Source organism: Acidovorax sp. ACV01 (assembly GCF_014851495.1).
Classification (GTDB): Bacteria; Pseudomonadota; Gammaproteobacteria; order Burkholderiales; family Burkholderiaceae_C; genus Acidovorax; species Acidovorax radicis.
Map to the genome: position 1 here is coordinate 248,249 of NZ_JACUZT010000006.1, position 18,281 is coordinate 266,529.

Below are 18,281 nucleotides of genomic sequence, written 5' to 3' on the forward strand. Positions count from 1 at the left end.
ATCAAACCCCTCCAAGGACCTCAGGCGCAGGCCGTTTGACGCGGAACCAAGCCGCATACATTGCCGGCAACGCGAGCAGGGTCAGCACGGTGGCCACGACCAACCCACCCATGATGGCCACGGCCATCGGGCCCCAGAACACGCTGCGTGACAACGGGATCATGGCCAGCACCGCGGCAGCGGCTGTCAGCACAATGGGGCGCAGTCGGCGCACGGCGGATTCGACAATCGCATCCCACGCCGGCACACCCCGAGCGCGGTCTTGCTCGATCTGATCGATCAGGATCACCGAGTTGCGCTGGATCATGCCCATGAGCGCAATCACCCCCAGCAGCGCGACAAAGCCGAACGGCCGGTTGAGCAGAATCAACGCCGCCGCCACCCCCGCCAGGCCCAATGGCCCGGTCAGGAACACCAGCATCGCCCGGCTAAAGCTGTGCAATTGCAGCATCAGCAGCGTGAAGGTGATGAACAACATGATCGGAATGCCGGCGGCAATCGAAGCGGAGCCCTTGGAGCTTTCTTCCACGGCCCCCGCGACGTCAATGCGATAACCCGTCTGACCGGCGGCTCGCCATTTCGCCTCGATGTCCTTGAGGGCAGGCAGCAGCGCGGCCGTTACCGTGGCACCCTGCAGGCCTTCGGTCACATCGCCCTGCACGGTGATGGCGTAGTCGCGGTTCTCGCGCCACATCACACCGGGCTCCCAGGTGAACACCGGCTTGGCGATCTGCGTGAGCGGGATCGACTTGCCCGAGGCGGTGGGCAGGTAAGCGTTGGCAATGTCGGTAATGGCATTGCGCTCGTCCAGCGGCTGGCGCAGCAGGATGTCGATGAGTTTGTCCCCCTCGCGGAACTGGCCCACCTGCGTACCCGACAAGATGGTTTTGGACGCCTGGGCGATGGACTGGCTCGTCACGCCCAGTGCGCGCGCCTTGGCCTGGTCCACTTCCAGACGCAGCACCTTCACGGACTCATTCCAGTTGTCGTTCACGCCGCGCATGTTGGGGTTCTGGCGCAGCTGCGCCTTCACCTCATCGGCACGTTCGCGCAGCACCAGCGGATCGGGCCCCACCACGCGGAACTGCACGGGATACGGCACGGGCGGCCCATTGGGCAGCAGCTTCACGCGGCCACGCACTTCCGGGAACTCCTCGGCCAGCAGCGCTGGCAGCTTCACGCGCAGCGATTCACGCACCTTCAAATCCTTGGGCACCACGATGAACTGCGACACATTGCTCTGCGGAAACACCTGGTCCAGCGGCAGGTAGAAACGGGGCACGCCCGAACCGACCCAAGTGCTGACCGTGTTCACACCCGGCTCTGACAACAGGCGCTGCTCCACCCGTTTGGTGACCTCTTCATTGCCCGCAAAGGATGTGCCCTCAGGGAACCAGATGTCCACCATGATTTCGGGTCGGCTCGAATCCGGGAAGAACTGCTGTTGTACCTGGCCCATGCCCACAATGCCCAGCGCAAAGGTCAGCACCGTGGCGCCGATGGTGAGCCAGCGGTGCAGCACGCACCAGTTCACCAAGCGGCGGAAGACGCGGTAGAACGGGCTGTCAAACACCTCGTGGGGGTCATCCGTGATGCCTTTGTTCGCCTGGGCGGCCACGACATGGGGCGGAACCTTGAGCAGCAGCGTCCCCAGATACGGAACGAAGTACACCGACACGATCCAGCTGAGCACCAGCGCGATCACCGTCACGGCAAAGATCGCGAACGTGTATTCGCCCGTCGTGGACTTGGCCAGGCCGATGGGCAAAAAGCCCGCTGCCGTGATCAACGTGCCCGTGAGCATGGGCATGGCCGTGATCTCGTAGGCAAAGGTGGCGGCACGCACCTTGTCATAGCCCTCTTCGAGCTTGAGCACCATCATTTCCACCGCAATGATCGCGTCGTCCACCAGCAGGCCCAGCGCAATGATGAGCGAGCCCAGCGAAATCTTGTGCAGGCCAATGCCCCAGTACCACATGGCCAGGAAGGTCACGGCCAGCACCAGCGGGATGGTGATGCCTACCACCAGCCCCGGGCGTGGATCGATGTACCAGCGCTTCCACAGCGGATTCTTGCCGGGGCGCTTGTGGAAACCCAGTGCGATGAAACTCACCGCCAGCACAATGACCACGGCCTCGATCAGCACCTTGACGAACTCGTTCACCGAGGTTGCCACGGCCTTGGGCTGGTCTTGCACGTTGACGAGCTTCACCCCTGCCGGCAAGGTGCTGCCGATGCGGTCGGTGGCCGCGTGCAGCGCCTTGCCCAGCGCAATGATGTCCCCGCCCTTGGCCATGGAGACACCCAGCGCAATCACCTCCTGCCCCTGGTGGCGCACCTTCACGGTGGCCGGGTCCACATAGCCGCGCTTGACTTCGGCGATATCCCCCAGGCGCAATTGCGCGCCCGACGGGCCACGGATAGGCATGGCGCGCAGGTCTTCGATGGCGTTGAACTGGCCTTCCACGCGCACCTGTACCTGGTCCTGCGGCGTTTGAATCGCGCCCGCGCTTTCCACAGCGTTTTGCTGGCCCAGCTGGGCCAGCACCTGGTTCATGTCCAGGCCCAATTGCGACAGGCGCTTTTGCGAAATTTCAATGAACAGCTTTTCGTCCTGCACGCCAAACAGCTCGACCTTGGCCACATCGGGCACGCGCAGCAGCTGTTGGCGCGCGTCGTCGGCAAACTGTTTGAGTTCGGCGTAGCTGAAGCCCTCGGATTCCAGCGCGTAGATCACGCCGTACACATCCCCGAAGTCGTCGTTGAAGAACGGGCCCTGGATGCCCTGCGGCAGGGTGTAGCGCATGTCGCCCACCTTCTTGCGCACGCTGTACCAGACGTTGGCAACCTCGCTGCCCTTGGATGAGTCCTTGATCTGGAAAATGATCTGCGACTCGCCGGGCTTGGAGTAGCTGCGGATCTTGTCGGCATACGGCACCTCTTGCAGCGTGCGCTCGATCTTGTCGGTGACCTGCTCGGCCACCTGCTGCGCCGTGGCGCCGGGCCAGTAGGTGCGCACCACCATGGCGCGGAAGGTGAAGGGCGGGTCTTCGTCCTGCCCCAGTTGAAAATAGGCGGCAAAGCCCAGCAGCATCAGCACCACCATCAGGTAACGCGTCAGGGCGGGATGGTCGAGCGCCCACTTGGAGAGGTTGAACCCCTCTTTGGGTTGTACTTGCGTCATGGCCGGCCTCAGTTGGCAGTGGAAGCTGCGGGTGCCGCAGCCGTGGCGGCCGCAGCAGCGGATGCGACGGGCACTGCAGGAATTGCTACTGGATTGGTAGCTGTCTGCGCTTTATTGGCGGGCGCCGAGGCCACTTTTTGCTGATAAACCAGCACCTTCTGGCCGGGCGAGAGCACATGCACGCCCGTGGCCACCACCTGCATGCCAGGCGCCAGGCCCGCAGCCACCACGGCCTCGTTGCCATCGGCCGTCGCAATCTGTACCACTTGCGACTTCACCGTGCTGCTGGCTGGGTCGTACACCCACACGGCCGTGGACTGGCCCTCCTGGCGCAGCGCGCTGGTGGGCAGCTTGATGGCCGGAATGCCCGCGTGGCTGAGGGCCTTGGGCATGACATACACCGTGGCACCCAGCGCAGGCGCGTCTGCACCATCAATGGCCACCTTGACCTGGTAGGTGCGCGTGGCAGCGTCGGCACTGGCCGCCACTTCGCGCACGCGGCCTGTCAGATTGGCGCCGCCGGACCAGCCACGCACCGCCACTTCGGAGCCTTGTGTGATCTGCGCCACCTTGTCTTCGGGCACCGCAAACACCACGTCGCGGGGCCCGTCCTGCGCAATGCGCACCACGGGGGTTCCGGCCGACACCACCTGCCCCGGCTCGGCATCGATCCCTGTCACCACGCCCGACACATCGGCCACCAGCGTGGTGTAAGCCGCCTGGTTGCCTTGCGATGACAGCTGCGCGCGGGCCTGGTCCAGCGTGGCTTGCGCGGCTTTCAGCGTCGCGTCACGGCGCTCCAGCTCGGCGCCGCTGATGAAATTCTGGTCCTTCAGGGTCTGGTAGCGCTTGTAGTCGGCAGCAGCCAGGTCACGCTGCGTGGTGGCCGAGGCCAGTTGCGCACGCGCGGCGTCGGTGGCCAGCTGGTAGTCCTTGGGGTCCAGCTGGGCCAGCACCTCTCCGGCGCGTACCCGCTGCCCCAGTTCGGCCTGGCGCTTGACGATCTTGCCCGCCACGCGAAAGCCCAAACGCGACTCCACACGCGCCCGCACCTCGCCCGAATACTCCAGGCTGGACTGCAGCGCGCCCACTCCCACGGTCAACAATTTGACGGAGCGCACAGGCTCTTCGGGCGGCGCAGGGCGCGAGCAGGCGGCCAGCAAAGCCGCTGTGGCCAGCACGAGCAGGGTCCGGGAGTGCCGTGGAAGGGGCCGCGAGGCGGAGGGTGTGCGCATGGGAAATCCGGTGAATAAAGAAGGGCTACAAGGGGGCTGCACGCAAAACGCAGGCACGAATGCCTGCGTTGCAACGGGTACGGGCCAGCCTCCTTGTCCCTGAATGAATTGGCTTTTTTGATTACTGACTGACCGGTTAGTAATCTATGAGAAGCACCCCGCCTTGTCAAGCGACAATCCGGGGTGTGAACGACCGACCCAGCCCCTCCTCACCCGCAGCCCTTGGCGCTGCAACTTCCGCTCCAACGCCCCGCCAGCCCTCCCGACAGGATGAAACGGCCGCGTTGGCCGCCCCTGTCACACACTACGAAAATTTCCCGGTCGCGTCCCTGCTGTGCCCACCCCACCTGCGCCAGCCCATTGCCGCCATCTACGGCTTTGCCCGCACCGCCGATGACATTGCGGACGAAGGCGACGCGCCGGCCGCCACCCGCCTGGCCGACCTAGCCGCCTACCATGCCGACCTGATGGCCATCGCGCAAGGCCAGCCGCCTTCGCCCCGCTGGGCGAGCGTGTTCCTGCCGCTGGAATCGGTGCTGCGCCGCCACCAATTGCCCGTGCCGCTGCTGGCAGACCTGCTCAGCGCCTTTGCCCAGGACGTCGAAAAAACCCGCGACGCCGAGGGCTACGCAGACCGCACCGAGTTGCTGGACTACTGCCGCCGCTCGGCCAACCCCGTGGGCCGCCTGCTGCTGCATCTGTACGGCGTGACGGACACCCAGGCGCTGGAAGAAAGCGACGCCATCTGCACCGCGCTGCAACTGATCAACTTCTGGCAGGACCTCTCCGTGGACATCCCCCGGGGCCGCCACTACCTGCCCCGCGCCGACTGCGCTGCCCACGGTGCCTGCCAGGCCGAGTTGCTGGCGTTGCAAAACACGCCCGAAAACATCCGCCTCATCACCGACTGCGCCCAATGGGCCCGTGCCAGCATTCAGAGCGGAGCCCCACTGGTGCATCGCCTGCCTGGCCGAGCCGGATGGGAACTGCGGCTGGTGGTGCAGGGCGGCCTGCGCATCCTCGACAAGGTGGATGCGCTGCGCGGCGGCAGCCTGCACACGCGCCCGCGCCTTCGAGGCTGGGACTGGTGCGTGATGCTGGGCCGGGCGCTGGTGATGTAGCGATAGCGCAAGCGACCAGACCGAGCAGGCCATACAAACAGCGCGGCGCACACTCGGACACCAGCCAACGGCCACACGATCACCCAACCGGGGAGGAAGCATCCCGTGTCATACAGACACCTCTTCAAGGTCCTCCAGTGGGGACTGATCCTCTTTTGCCTCTGTTTTGCGATGGTGGGCGGCACGGTGGCCGAGCGCCTGCTGGAGCTGCTGCAATGCCAGCCGCACGCCAATCCCGCGCTGCGCAGCTGCTCCTGGCTGCCCAATGCGCTGGGCCTGAGACTCACGCCGTTTCTTTCGGCCGGGGGTATTTCGGACTACCCCTTTGTACTGCTGCACAACTTCTGGGCGCTGATCGCGCTGTGGGTGCTCGCGCTGGTGGCCACCCACCGGGCTGCACACCATGCCGCCAGCGCGGCTGCGATGCCGGGACGCAGCCAAGCGCGCCGCGCCAGGGTCCACGGCGCTGACATCGCGCGCCGGGCATCACGCGCCGCCTTCTGGACACTGCTGCTCGGGCTCATCGGCTTTTGCGTGGCCTTCGGCACGCCCATACTGGGCAACCGGATGGCGCTGGAGGTGCTGGGCGCCCTGGGCTGCTCGCCAGGCAGTTTCGATCCCTTCTCGTCACCCTGCATGTCGGCCCCGGGGTTCTGGACACACCGCCTCGCGCTCTATGTCATTCCGCTCGCAGGCCCCCTGCTAGCGCCGGTGTGGCTGGTCATGGCGTTCTGGGATGTGCTGCTGGCGTGGGCCCTGCTCACGGTGGCCGCCTATTTCCTCCAAACCCATCTGGCAACACGCGCCCCGCAGCCCTAAGCCGACGCCAGCCACGCGCAGAAGGCCACCGAGGCCGGGTCCTGCGCTGCACGCGCGGGCCGTAGCCAGCAATAGTTCTTCTCGCCCGACAGCAGCTCTGGGAACGGCATGACCAGCAAGCCACTGGCGAGCGCATCGCCCAGAAAGCGCGGGTTGCCCAGCGCCACCCCCAGACCCTGGATGGCGGCCTGCACGCTCAGGTGTGCGTGGTCAAACACCAAATCGCCCAAGGGCTGCAGGCCAGGAGCCCCCGCCCTTTCCAGCCACTGCTGCCAGACCAAGGGTGTGGATCGGCTGTGCAGCAACGTGTGCTGCGCAAGCCCTTGGGGCGACAGCATGGCCTTGGCGCCCGCCAGCATGGCAGGGCTGCACACGGGCGTGAACTGCTCGGGGATGAACGCCTCCAGGCTGACGCCTCGCCAGCCCGCGCGCTCGGGCAGCGCTGCCAATTCACTGTCTGCAAAGCAGCGGATCGACACGTCGTACTGCGCAGGCTCGAAATCGAGGTGCCCTACCGTGGTGACCAGCTGCACATCCAGCCCCGGCATCTGCGCACAAAAGCCTGCGAGCCGAGGGATCAGCCACTGCGAGGCCAACGTGGACGTGGCATTCACCACGAGCGTGTTGCGCCGCGTGAGCCGCTCGATGCCTGCAGTGGACTGCGCCATCAGGTCCAGCGCCCCCGTCAGCCCGGGCAGCAGCGCCGCCCCTGCGGTGGTCAGTGCCAGCCGCCGTCCGTCGCGCGCCACCAGCGCCACGCCCAGCCATTCCTCCAGGGCCTTGATCTGGTGGCTCACTGCGCTTTGCGTGACGCTCAGCTCACGCGCAGCGTGGGTCACGCTCAGCAACCGCCCCGCCGCCTCAAAGGCACGCAGCATGTTCAGAGGCGGCAAACGGCGCGGGCCGCTGGCACAACTTGGACCGGACGCGACAACGCTGCTGCCACTTTTGGCATGAGTTGAATTCATGATTTAAGGAAATATTGTCGATAGTCAGCTGCTACTTTGCTTCGTACGATCTGCGGCATGCCTGGAAAAAAGCCAACCGACTGGATAGATTTACTCATTATGTGCCGGGTGTGCACCGCACCCCTGACCACACCAATGCACCCACCCCCACAGGCCCCGGCGCGCCAGCCGCGCACTCCGCTCAGGCGATGGGCAAGCACCCAAGCCGCGAGGATTTTGGGCTGGTGCAAAAGGCGGCCATGGAAGCCCCGCCACGGCAGCCCCGCATGACGGGCGCGCAGGGCACGCGGGCCCTCGGCGGCCACCGCTCCTATCGACCCCCATCGAGCCACGCCGCCGAAACCCCTGCGCCCTCCGCACTGCATGTGTGTGTGCGGCATGCACCCACCACGCTCTCCGTCTGCATCACCTACCCTTCAGGCACGCCACTGGCCAGCCCACCACCAGACACCGGTGGCCAATTCACTCTGATGCGCAACGCCGCCGAGCGCCTGCTACAGGAGGCCGGCGCTGGCCGAGAACACATCCTGTCGTGCGAAGTTTTTGCGCGCGGGCCCTTCACCAGCGCTGCGCTTGGGGCCCTGCTGCATCCATGGTCCGTGCGCCCCCGCATCACGCGGCAGCCTCCGCCCACGGCACCCCAGGCTGTGATGTACCTGGCGCTGGTGGCGACCCGGCCCGCTGCACTGTAAGAAACATTCATGGGCAACAAGCGCAGCCACGCCAGCGTGGTTTAACAGCAGAAAATTTGAATGAAAACCGCCCATAACGCTTAACTACATTCATTTGTTTGCTATCAATATTGAATTCACTCACTCTATCCAGTGCATGGGCAGCCCGCCCCACACCGCGACACCCCAGGGATTACGCGTGTGCCGGCCGGGCCCTGCGCGGTTAGCCTCGCGCCCACTCCAGCACCAAGAGTGCAGGCAGTGCGAAGGATGTTGTTGTCTTGAGACCAGCGATGGCGCCACCCGCGCCATCGCTGCTTTCCGTGCCTCCAGGGCATCCACGCATCCCAGGAACCTACCCGGTAGCCCCAAACCATGTCCGTCAGCGTTTTCGACCTCTTCAAGATCGGCATCGGCCCATCCAGCTCCCACACCGTGGGCCCCATGATTGCGGCGCGGCAATTTGCCTGCCATCTGCGCGACACCCTGGGCCTGGCCGCCGTGCACCATGTCACTGTCGAGCTGTTCGGCTCGCTGTCCGCCACCGGTGTGGGCCATGGCACCGACAAGGCCGTATTGCTGGGCCTGGCGGGGCATGAACCCGACCAGATGGACCCCGATCAGATCACCCCGGTCGTTACCGACATCCGCACCCGCCAAACGCTGGCCCTGCTGGGCGAACACCCGGTGCCGTTTGTCGACAAAGAGCACCTGCTGTTCCGCCGCAAAAGCCTGCCACTGCACCCCAACGGCATGGCGTTTCATGCGTTTGGCGCGCAAGGCACCGAGATAGCGGCATGCGAGTACTACTCGGTGGGCGGCGGCTTTGTGGTCGACGCGGCAGGCGAGCGGGTGCTCAATCTGGCCGCCACTCCTGCGACCGGCGCCGAAGGCCATGGCCGTGGCCTTCCCTACCCATTTCGCACGGGCGCCGAGCTGCTGGCCCAGTGCCAGGCCACCGGCCTCTCCCCGGCGCAACTCATGGCCGCCAACGAGGAGCATTGGCGCAGCGCCGCTGAGGTGCGGCGCCAGCTGCTGGCCATCTGGAGAACGATGGCGGGGGCCGTGCAACGCGGCTGCGCCAGCACCGGCACCCTGCCCGGCCCCATGCACGTGCGCCGCCGCGCGGCCGAGCTGCACAGAAGCCTCAGCACCCAGCCCGAAGCCGCGCTGCGCGACCCGCTCTCCATGCTCGACTGGGTGAACCTCTACGCCATGGCCGTCAACGAAGAAAACGCCGCTGGGGGCCGCGTGGTGACGGCGCCCACCAACGGCGCTGCCGGCGTGATACCGGCCGTGCTGCATTACTACGTCAACTTCCTGCAAGGCCCGATCCCTGCCAACGACGACGGGATCGCCACCTTTTTGCTGACCGCAGGCGCCATCGGCATCATCTACAAAGAAAACGCATCCCTTTCCGGCGCCGAGGTCGGCTGCCAGGGTGAGGTGGGCGTAGCCTGCTCCATGGCCGCCGGTGCGCTGGCTGCCGTGATGGGTGGCAGCCCAGAGCAGATCGAAAACGCCGCCGAGATCGGCATGGAGCACAACCTGGGCATGACCTGCGACCCGGTGGGCGGCCTGGTGCAGATCCCCTGCATCGAACGCAACGCCATGGGCGCCATCAAGGCCATCAACGCCGCCCGCATGGCCCTGCGCGGCGACGGCCAGCACGTGGTTTCGCTCGACAAGGTCATCAAGACCATGATGCAGACCGGTGCGGACATGAAGGTGAAGTACAAGGAGACTTCGCGTGGAGGCCTTGCGGTGAATGTTGTGGAATGCTGACGCACCAGTCACGAGCGTACACAACGCCCCCCGGCCCCTTCACAATCCGCGCTCTGCAACACCGCTTGACGTTTGACAGACGTCTTTGTGAGCGCCCCTGGCGCTTTTCTGACTCTTCCTCTCCATGAAAATCTCCATGACATTGCGCCCCTGGGCGCTGATGGCAGCACTTGTCCTCGCCCACATGCCCGCCTGGGCTGAAGACACCCTAGCCCGTATTGCCAGCGCAGGTGAACTGCGGCTGGGCCACCGCGAAAAATCCCTGCCGTTCTCCTATAAGGAGGCCACCACCGGCAAGGTCCAGGGCTACACGGTGGACATCTGCCTGCAGATCTACGAAGAAATCAAGAAGGAACTCAAGCGCCCCGACCTGCGCCTCAAATACCTGCTGGTGGACGGCAAGAACCGCATCACCGATGTGAAAGACAACGTGGTCGACCTGGAGTGCGGCGGTACAGCCAACACCGCGGCGCGCCAGAAAGAGATCGCCTTCAGCCACCACATCTTCGTGGCCTCTTCCGCATTCCTTGTGCGCAAGAATTCGGGCATCAAGACACTAGACGATCTGCAGGGCAAGAAGATCGCCGTACAGGCCAAGACCACCAACGAAAACCTGCTCAAGGCCAACGAACGCACTTTCGTGCGCAAGTTCAACTATGTTCCTGTGGACAGTACCCTGGACGCAGTGAACGCTCTCGCCAAGGGAGACGCAGACGCAGCATTCGCCGACGATGCAGGGATCTGGATTCCGCTGACACGCCTGGGCAAAGCCATGGACGAATATCAGTTTCTGGACAAGCGCCTGTCTGTCGAGCCCTACAGCATCGGTCTGCGCCGCGAAGACCCCAAGTTCAAGGAGCTGGTGGACCGCGTGACGCGTCGCATGATTCAGAGCGGCGAGATGACCACGCTCTACAAGAAGTGGTTCAGCTCTGATCAGGGCACGCTGCCCATGAGCGTGTTCATGAAGGAAGCCCTGCGCCGCCCTAGCGACATCGGCGTAGAACAGATTGCGTTTTGATGCTCGCTGAGGCGCTGCGCACCATCCCCTGAGGGGGACGCTCCCAGTGGACTGGCTTTGGCTGCGCGGGCTTCACCGGCAGCCGGCTGGCCCATGGGACAATCCCGCCCCATGACACCGCAGCAGTACGTACAGCAAAAAGCCGTGGCCTCGGGCAGCAGCTTCTATTACGCCTTTCTCTTTTTGCCCGCACCGCGCCGCGCGGCCATTACGGCGTTCTACGCGTTTTGCCGCGAAGTGGACGATGTGGTCGATGAAGTGACCGACCCCGGCGTGGCACGCACCAAGCTGGCATGGTGGCAGGCCGAGGTGGCCAAGGCCTATGCAGGCCAGCCCACCCACCCCGTGATGCTTGCGCTGATGCCCCACACCGCCGACTACGGGATTGAACAGCGCCACCTACAGGCCGTCATCGACGGCTGCCAGATGGACCTGGAGCAAACACGCTACCTCGACTTTGCAGGCCTCAAGGGCTACTGCCACCTCGTGGCCGGCATCGTGGGCGAAGTCACGGCGCGCATCTTCGGCCAGACCGACGAGCGCACCACCCACTACGCCCACACGCTGGGCCTGGCGTTCCAGCTCACCAACATCATCCGCGACGTGGGCGAAGACGCCATGCTGGGCCGCATCTATTTGCCGGTGAGCGAGCTGCAGCAGTTCGACGTGAAGGCGCATGAGATCCTCAAGCGCACCTACTCCGACCGCTTCACCGCGCTGATGCGTTTTCAGGCCGAGCGTGCGCACCGCCTGTACGACGAAGCCTTTGCCCTGCTGCCCGATGCCGACCGCCGGGCACAGAAACCCGGTCTCATGATGGCCAGCATCTACCGTACCTTGCTGCGCGAGATCGAGCACGAAAACTTCCAGGTGCTGCACCAGCGCATCAAACTCACGCCGCTGCGCAAGTTCTGGCTCGCGTGGAAGGTCCAGGCCCTCGGCCGGATGTAGTGGCAGTGCCGCAGCGCCTATGAAAGTCGCCATCGTCGGTGCCGGCTGGGCCGGCATGGCTGCGGCCATTGCACACGCACAGGCAGGCCGCCAGGTCACCGTGTTTGAAGCCGCACGCACCGTGGGCGGCCGCGCGCGCGCTGTGCCTGCCGTCCAGCCCGACGACACCCCCATTACGCTCGACAACGGCCAGCACATTCTCATCGGCGCCTACACCGAAAGCCTGCGGCTGATGCGGCTGGTGGGTGTGAACCCTGACACTGCGCTGCTGCGCCTGCCGCTCACGCTGCAGTTTCCCGATGGCCAGGGCCTGCAGTTGCCCGATCTGCCCCCGCCGCTGGATGCCCTGCTCGGCATCGTCCATGCAAAAGGCTGGAGCTGGCGCGACAAGCTGGCGCTGCTGCGCACCGCCACGGCGTGGCAGCTGCGCGGTTTTCGCTGCGAGCCCACCACCTCGGTGGCCGAGTTGTGCGCGCCGCTCACGCCGCGCCTGATGGCCGAGTTCATCGACCCGTTGTGCGTGTCGGCGCTGAACACCCCGGCCCGCGAAGCCAGCGGCCAGGTGTTTCTGCGGGTGCTGCAGGACAGCCTGTTCAGCGGGCGCGGTGGCTCCAACCTGCTGCTGCCCCGCGCGGACCTGGGTGCCCTGTTCCCCGAGCCCGCCGCACGTTGGCTGGGCCACCACGGCGGCACGATAGTCACCGGGCAACGGGTGCAGCGGCTGCAACCGCAGCCGGGCGGGCGCTGGCAAGTGGTGTGCGCGAGCAGCAATACCAGCGCCGCAAACAGTAGCCCCGACGTGTTCGACCACATCACCCTGGCCTGCCCTTCGTGGGAGGCGAGCCGGCTTGTGGCAGGCGTGGCCAGCATTGCAGGGCTGGCCAGTGCCAGCCCATGGAGTACCCAGGCCGGTGCCCTGCGCTTTGAAGCCATCACCACCGTCTACGCCCATGCCCCCGGCGTGCGCCTGCCATTGCCCATGCTGGCGCTGCGCAATACCGCCGAACACCCCGCGCAGTTCGTGTTCGACCGGGGCCAGCTGGATGGCACCCACGGCTTGCTGGCCTTTGTGGTCAGTGCCAGTGACGGAGACCGCTTGCTGATTGAACAACAGGTGCTGCAGCAGGCAGCCACCCAACTGGGCATATCGACCCTGCAGCCCCTGCAGACCGTGGTCGAAAAACGCGCCACCTTTGCCTGCACACCCGGCCTGCAGCGGCCCGGCATGCAGGTGCTGCCGGGGCTGACGGCCTGCGGCGACTACGTGGATGGCCCCTACCCCGCCACGCTGGAAGGTGCTGTGCTCAGCGGTACAGCGGTCGCAACACTGCCCTGACCGTCTGAGCCAAAGCCCCTTTGCCCCAAGGACATCGGGAAAACCCCAGGCCGACTGACAGCATTCCGAAAGCACGCAGCGCGCACCATGGCATCTGGTAACGCCTTGATGGCTTTCACGGAGACAACCATGCTGTTCGACAACCACCTTTCCCACACCCTCCACCCCACCCGCCGCCACCTGCTGGGCGCGGGCGGCGCACTGGCAATGGGCGGCCTCCTGCCCACGCTGGCATCGGCCCAGGCCGCCTGGCCTGCCAAATCGATCCGCTTCGTGGTGCCTTTTGCACCGGGCGGCAGCTCCGAGATCGTGGCGCGCTCCACGGCTGCCGAACTCAGCAAGACCCTGGGGCAAAGCGTGTACGTGGACAACAAGCCCGGCGCCGCTGGCAACATCGCCATGGGCGAAGTGGCCCGTGCGGAAGACCAGCACACGCTGATCCTGGGCCACATCGGCACGCTGGCCGTGAACCCTTTCATCTTCGACAAGCTGCCCTACGACGCCAACAAGGACTTCAAGCCCGTGAGCCTGCTGGCCAAGGTGCCCAGCCTGTACGTGGTGCACCCCGACGTACCCGCCAAGAATCTCAAGGAGTTCATCGCCTACGTGAAGAAGAACCCGGGCAAGTTCAGCTACGGCTCGGCCGGCAACGGCAGCGCGGGGCACCTGGCGTTTGAATACCTCAAGATGACCGCCGACATCTTCATGCTGCACGTGCCCTACCGGGGCACCGGCCCCATGATGACCGACCTGCTCTCGGGCCGCCTTGACGCCGCATCCGTGGGCGCTGCGGCCATGCTGCCGTTCATCAAATCGGGCAAGGTGCGCTGCATCGCCACGGGCTCGGCCAAGCGCCTGCCACAACTGCCCGACGTGGCGACCGTGGCCGAACAGGGCTTTCCAGGTTTTGAGATGACCCAGTGGTACGGCATGCTGGCCCCCGCCAACCTCGCGCCGGCACACCTTGACAAGCTGGCGGCCGAAACCGCCAAGGCCGTCAAGGCCCCCGCCTCGCTGGAGCGCCTGAACGGTGACGCCGCCGAAGCGATTGGCGGCACGCCAGCCCAGTTTGCACAGTTCATTGCGGCCGAGCAGGAGCGCTGGAAAAAGGTGCTGCTGCGGGCCAAGGTCAAACCCGACTAAGAGGCCAAGGGGAACGCCAGCCGTGGCCGTCGCCTTGGAGCCCGCCCATTTCAAAAGTCTCCGGTCCCACGCAGGCGCACCAAGCACACTCTAGCGGCATTAGCATCCCCCCATGCGCATCCTCCTGGCCGAAGACGAACACAGCCTGGGCACCTGGCTCAGCCGTGCACTGGAGCATGCGGGCATCCAGGTGGAATGGGTGAACGATGGGCGCCTGGCCGACCGGGCCCTGCAGCAGCACGACAACTACGACGCCCTGGTGCTCGACCTGGGCCTGCCCGGGCTGGACGGCCAGGCCGTGCTGCAGCGCCTGCGCGACCGCGACCAGCGCCTGCCCGCGCTGATCCTGACCGCACGCGACTCGCTGGACGAGCGCGTGCGCTCGCTCAACGCCGGAGCCGACGACTTTCTGGCCAAACCGTTTGAGCTGGCCGAGCTGGAAGCCCGCCTGCACGCCCTGGTGCGCCGCGCACGCGGCAACGAACACCCGCGCCTGGCCTGTGGCGCACTGGTGTACGACAACGCGCGCAAACAGTTCACGCTGCACGGCGAGCCGCTGGCCTTGTCGCCGCGCGAGCATGCGGTGCTGCGCGTGCTGGTGCAGCGCAGCGGCGAGCCGTTCTCCAAGCAGCAGATTCTGGACCGCGTGTTCTCCGACGACGAAGACGTGCACCCCGAGGCGGTGGAGGTGTTTGTGCACCGCCTACGCAAGCGGCTCGATGGCAGTGGTGTGCGCATCACCACCCTGCGCGGCCTAGGGTACGCGCTCGAATCCAGTGATGTGGCGCCCCCCTGAGACGCTGCGCGTCTTCCCCCCTCGGGGGGGACGCCGCCGGTGGGCTGGCAAAACCAGTTCCACGGTGGCATTGGCCTGGGCCGCGCCAGTGCGCACGATTGCGCCCATCTGCCGGAGACCGGCGTGAAGGGCATGCGTCTGTTTCAACGTCTGCGCCGGGCCAGCCTGTGGCGGCTTTTGGCTGTGCTGCTGCTGCCGCTGCTGGCCGTGGTCACGGGCGTGGAGCTGTGGATGACGCGGCACGATGCGCTGGAGGCGGCCAATGCGGCCTACGACCGCTCGCTGCTCGGGGCACTCAAATCCATCGACGCCAACATCTCCACGGCATCGGGCGGCCTGTCGGCCGAGCTGCCCTACACCATGCTCGAATTTTTTGAACTCACGGCCAGCGGGCCGGTGTACTTCCGGGTGGCCTCGTCCGATGGCCTGGTCGAGCTGGGCAATGCCGACCTCCCCCTGCCCCCCGGCCCGCTGGAACCCGGCGTGCCCCGCTTCTACGACGCCACCTACTTTGGCGAATCCGTGCGGCTGGCCGCCTATCGCCGCGCGGTAGAAGTCGCAGCCCCTGGACCCGATGCAGGCAGCGTGCTGGTGCAGGTGGCCGAAAGCACCCGCTCGCGGCAGGAGTTCACCCGCCGGTTTGTGCGCCGGGCTGCGCTGCGCGACGCTCTGGTGCTGGCGCTCATGGTGCTGGGTACCGCCGCCACACTGGCCGTGGCGCTGCGCCCCCTGGCGCGCCTGGCCCGCGAGGTACAGGCGCGCAACCCCGACGACATGACCCCCATGGCCGACACCGACCTGCCCGCCGACATCCGTCCCCTGGTGGCCGCTGCCAACCAACAGATGGCGCGCACGCAGGACCTGGTGGCGCAGCAGCGGCAGTTTCTGGACGACGCCTCGCACCAGCTGCGCACCCACCTCACCACCCTGCAGATGCAGATCGACTACGCCCGGCGCGAGGCCGATGCGACCCAGGTGCAACACACGCTGGATGCCATCGGTGGCGAGATCGCGCGCGCCACCCGCAGTACGCAGCAGCTGCTGGCCTTGGGCCGCAGCGACACGGCGGCGGTCGAACTGGCCCCTTTCGACCTCGCGGCCCTGCTGCGCACCGTGGCGCTGGAGCTATTGCCCCGTGCCCGCGCGCGGCAGATCGACTTTGGCATCCACACCCCCACGCCGGAGTTCATGGCGGTGGCCGACAGCGGCCTGCTGCGCGAGGCGTTGACCAACCTGGCAGCCAACGCGATTGCCTACACACCCGCGCACGGCACGGTCACCGTATCCGCTGCGGGCGACGGCCTGGGCTGGAGCGTCAGCGTGGAAGACAACGGCCCCGGCCTGCCCGCCAGCGAACGCAATGCGCTGGGCCAGCGCTACCGGCGCGGCTCGCAAGCGGCTGCGGGCGGGTCGGGCCTGGGCCTGGCGATTGCGCGGTCCATCGCCGAACGGCACCGGGGCACCCTGCGGCTGGAAGACCGCGCGGGCGGCCCCGGCCTGCTGGCCATCCTGTGGTGGCCACGTCCCTGATGTTCTGATCTCATACGGCACGTTGTTCGGCCCTCCCGACCCCGCACGCAGCACATCATGCGCAACCTTCCCATGCCCCTCCCCGGCCCAGACAGCAGCCCACGCCGGCAAGCCCTGCTGGCCCTGGCCGCAGCGTCGGCCTCGGCCTGGTGGCCCGCTGCATGGGCCGCCGATGCCTCCACCGAGGCGGCCGAATGTGTGGCCCCTTCGCGGCCCGGTGGTGGGTTCGACCTGACCTGCGGCCTGGCCACACAGGCCGTGCAGGCCGTGCGCCCCGCCCGGCCGCCGCTGCGCACGCGCTACCTTCCGGGCGGCATTGGTGCCGTGGCGTTTGACCAGGTAGCCACCGGGCGGCTGGGCGGGCCGGGCACCCTGGTGGCGTTCTCCAGCGGCTCGCTGCTGAACATCGCGCAGGGCCGCTTCGGCCCCCACCCGGTGAGCGCCGTGCGCTGGCTCGCCACCCTGGGCACCGACTACGGCGTGGTGGCCGTGCACCGCGACTCACCGCACCAGCACCTGCAGGATGTGGTGGCGGCGCTGCGCAAGGACTTGACCCGCGTCGTTTTCGGGGCGGGCGGCACGCTGGGCAGCCAGGACTGGATGAAGGCCGCGCTGCTGGCGCGCGCAGCAGGGCAAGACCCCAAACGCATGCGCTTTGTCTCGTTCGAAGGCGGCGGCGAGGCCCTGAAGGCGCTGCGCGGCGGCCACATCGGCATCTTCACCGGGGACGCGGCCGAGGCCCAGCAGGCCCTGGACAAGGGTGCCCCGCTGCGTTTTCTGGCAGTGCTGTCGCAGGCCCGCCTGCCAGGCGCCCTGGCTGGCCTGCCCACGGCGCGGGAGCAAGGCATCGACCTGGTCTGGCCCACGGTGCGCGGCCTGTATATGGCGGCCAGCGCCCCCGATGCGGCCGTGCGCGCCTGGGTGGCCGCTTTTGCCGAAGCGCTGGCCGCCCCTGGCTATGCCGCGCTGTGCAGCCAGCACGGCCTGTACCCGTTTGCACGCACCGGCGCGGCGCTGGAGGACTTTGTGCAACGCAGCCTGAGCGAGTACCGCCAGCTGGCGCAGGAGCTGGGCCTACGGTCCTGGCCGCGCTGAGGCGGTCACCGGCTCAGGGCACGAATCCGCCTCAAGCGGGGCGGATGGACAGCAGCGGCCAGCGCGCGGCAAATCGTTTGGAGGCCACACGCTCGCGGTAGGTTCGCGCATCGGCGCGCACCGGGTTGTGGCGAACGATCAAGTTGAACAAGTCGTCCAGACCGTGGGGTGCCACAACGCCGATGGAATCGTCCGCACGCAGGAAGACACCCACGCAAGTGGCAATCTCCGGCCAGGTGCCCACTCCGTCTTCCAGCGACTCCAATGGCGCCACTGGCTGCCCAAGGTGGCGGGCAAACCAGTGGTGCACGGTGGCCTGGTTGGTCACCTCCCACACCACGGACGGCATCTCCTGGCGCAGGCGGTGTTCCAGCGCCGCATCGTGTTCTGTGCCCTCCCGAGCGGGGTCGAAGTAGACAACATCCACATCGTCCAGCGGCGTGGGTTCTGCAAACCCATGCAAGTCGTCCCACACCAGAGACCGCACCGCACCGGCACCTATGCACCACGAGCCCAGCCCCAGCATCCGGACGGCACGCAGCGCCCCCATCAACGCAGGCGATGCACGCACCAGGGCGACAAGCCGGGTGTGGTGCTCGGTCCAGGAAGAGCTGTGGTGGGTCACA

Annotated in this window: 15 protein-coding genes; 11 read left to right on the plus strand and 4 right to left on the minus strand. The window is 66.5% G+C overall.

Features of this window, described 5'->3' with window-relative positions:
- Position 1 precedes the first annotated feature (1 nt).
- Both IB243_RS18485 and IB243_RS18490 read right to left on the minus strand, forming a co-directional pair.
- Positions 2-3,184 carry an efflux RND transporter permease subunit gene (locus tag IB243_RS18485; protein ID WP_010460558.1) on the minus strand — a complete coding sequence of 1,061 codons (3,183 nt, stop codon included), beginning with the start codon at positions 3,182-3,184 and terminating at the stop codon, positions 2-4.
- 8 nt (positions 3,185-3,192) lie between these two features.
- On the minus strand, positions 3,193-4,419 hold the full coding sequence (locus IB243_RS18490; protein ID WP_192428655.1) for an efflux RND transporter periplasmic adaptor subunit: 1,227 nt from the start codon (positions 4,417-4,419) through the stop codon (positions 3,193-3,195).
- Between the two features lie 284 nt (positions 4,420-4,703).
- Here IB243_RS18490 and hpnC point away from each other — a divergent pair, with 284 nt between their 5' ends.
- Together hpnC and IB243_RS18500 are read left to right on the plus strand one after the other, a co-directional pair.
- A complete protein-coding gene (hpnC, locus tag IB243_RS18495) occupies positions 4,704-5,540 on the plus strand; it encodes a squalene synthase HpnC (RefSeq protein WP_192428656.1) in 837 nt (278 codons plus the stop codon).
- Between the two features lie 105 nt (positions 5,541-5,645).
- Positions 5,646-6,359 (plus strand): hypothetical protein, encoded by a 714-nt coding sequence (locus IB243_RS18500; protein ID WP_370540361.1) that lies wholly within the window; start codon positions 5,646-5,648, stop codon positions 6,357-6,359.
- On the opposite strand, the gene IB243_RS18505 is transcribed toward IB243_RS18500, so the two are convergent.
- Complete coding sequence (locus IB243_RS18505) at positions 6,356-7,237, minus strand: LysR substrate-binding domain-containing protein (RefSeq protein WP_035197260.1); 882 nt, start codon at positions 7,235-7,237, stop codon at positions 6,356-6,358. The two genes, IB243_RS18500 and IB243_RS18505, sit on opposite strands and share 4 nt — an antisense overlap.
- Before the next feature lie 200 nt (positions 7,238-7,437).
- Between IB243_RS18505 and IB243_RS18510 the strand changes: the two genes are divergently transcribed.
- The 9 genes from IB243_RS18510 (at position 7,438) to IB243_RS18550 (ending at position 17,655) form a co-directional block, all read left to right on the plus strand.
- Positions 7,438-8,019 (plus strand): hypothetical protein, encoded by a 582-nt coding sequence (locus IB243_RS18510; RefSeq protein WP_192428657.1) that lies wholly within the window; start codon positions 7,438-7,440, stop codon positions 8,017-8,019.
- Between the two features lie 354 nt (positions 8,020-8,373).
- On the plus strand, positions 8,374-9,783 hold the full coding sequence (locus IB243_RS18515) for an L-serine ammonia-lyase (protein ID WP_192428658.1): 1,410 nt from the start codon (positions 8,374-8,376) through the stop codon (positions 9,781-9,783).
- 136 nt (positions 9,784-9,919) lie between these two features.
- The gene (locus IB243_RS18520) at positions 9,920-10,804 is read left to right on the plus strand and encodes an amino acid ABC transporter substrate-binding protein (RefSeq protein WP_225585040.1); all 885 of its coding nucleotides are present in this window, start codon (positions 9,920-9,922) and stop codon (positions 10,802-10,804) included.
- A gap of 111 nt (positions 10,805-10,915) precedes the next feature.
- Positions 10,916-11,755, plus strand: a complete 840-nt coding sequence (hpnD, locus tag IB243_RS18525) for a presqualene diphosphate synthase HpnD (protein WP_192428810.1) — start codon at positions 10,916-10,918, stop codon at positions 11,753-11,755.
- Positions 11,756-11,774: 19 nt separating this feature from the next.
- A complete protein-coding gene (gene hpnE, locus IB243_RS18530) occupies positions 11,775-13,091 on the plus strand; it encodes a hydroxysqualene dehydroxylase HpnE (protein WP_192428659.1) in 1,317 nt (438 codons plus the stop codon).
- A gap of 129 nt (positions 13,092-13,220) precedes the next feature.
- Entirely contained in the window at positions 13,221-14,234 is a 1,014-nt protein-coding gene (locus tag IB243_RS18535) for a tripartite tricarboxylate transporter substrate binding protein (protein ID WP_010460540.1), read from the plus strand.
- Between the two features lie 112 nt (positions 14,235-14,346).
- Positions 14,347-15,030 carry a response regulator gene (locus tag IB243_RS18540; protein WP_010460538.1) on the plus strand — a complete coding sequence of 228 codons (684 nt, stop codon included), beginning with the start codon at positions 14,347-14,349 and terminating at the stop codon, positions 15,028-15,030.
- 132 nt (positions 15,031-15,162) lie between these two features.
- Positions 15,163-16,560 (plus strand): sensor histidine kinase, encoded by a 1,398-nt coding sequence (locus IB243_RS18545; protein ID WP_192428811.1) that lies wholly within the window; start codon positions 15,163-15,165, stop codon positions 16,558-16,560.
- A 57-nt stretch (positions 16,561-16,617) separates the two neighbouring features.
- Complete coding sequence (locus IB243_RS18550) at positions 16,618-17,655, plus strand: tripartite tricarboxylate transporter substrate-binding protein (RefSeq protein WP_192428660.1); 1,038 nt, start codon at positions 16,618-16,620, stop codon at positions 17,653-17,655.
- 31 nt (positions 17,656-17,686) lie between these two features.
- Here the strand turns inward: IB243_RS18550 and IB243_RS18555 are convergent, their stop codons facing one another.
- On the minus strand, positions 17,687-18,280 hold the full coding sequence (locus IB243_RS18555) for a nucleotidyltransferase family protein (protein WP_370540362.1): 594 nt from the start codon (positions 18,278-18,280) through the stop codon (positions 17,687-17,689).
- Between the last annotated feature and the right edge of the window lies 1 nt (position 18,281).

Excerpts from the sequence above, each read along its gene's own strand:
- IB243_RS18485 (WP_010460558.1), bottom strand. The coding sequence starts at position 3,184 with ATGACGCAAGTACAACCCAAAGAGGGGTTCAACCTCTCCAAGTGGGCG.
- IB243_RS18490 (WP_192428655.1), bottom strand. The coding sequence starts at position 4,419 with ATGCGCACACCCTCCGCCTCGCGGCCCCTTCCACGGCACTCCCGGACC.
- IB243_RS18505 (WP_035197260.1), bottom strand. The coding sequence starts at position 7,237 with ATGCTGCGTGCCTTTGAGGCGGCGGGGCGGTTGCTGAGCGTGACCCAC.
- IB243_RS18515 (WP_192428658.1), top strand. The coding sequence starts at position 8,374 with ATGTCCGTCAGCGTTTTCGACCTCTTCAAGATCGGCATCGGCCCATCC.
- IB243_RS18520 (WP_225585040.1), top strand. The coding sequence starts at position 9,920 with ATGACATTGCGCCCCTGGGCGCTGATGGCAGCACTTGTCCTCGCCCAC.
- hpnD (WP_192428810.1), top strand. The coding sequence starts at position 10,916 with ATGACACCGCAGCAGTACGTACAGCAAAAAGCCGTGGCCTCGGGCAGC.
- hpnE (WP_192428659.1), top strand. The coding sequence starts at position 11,775 with ATGAAAGTCGCCATCGTCGGTGCCGGCTGGGCCGGCATGGCTGCGGCC.
- IB243_RS18535 (WP_010460540.1), top strand. The coding sequence starts at position 13,221 with ATGCTGTTCGACAACCACCTTTCCCACACCCTCCACCCCACCCGCCGC.
- IB243_RS18540 (WP_010460538.1), top strand. The coding sequence starts at position 14,347 with ATGCGCATCCTCCTGGCCGAAGACGAACACAGCCTGGGCACCTGGCTC.
- IB243_RS18545 (WP_192428811.1), top strand. The coding sequence starts at position 15,163 with ATGCGTCTGTTTCAACGTCTGCGCCGGGCCAGCCTGTGGCGGCTTTTG.
- IB243_RS18550 (WP_192428660.1), top strand. The coding sequence starts at position 16,618 with ATGCGCAACCTTCCCATGCCCCTCCCCGGCCCAGACAGCAGCCCACGC.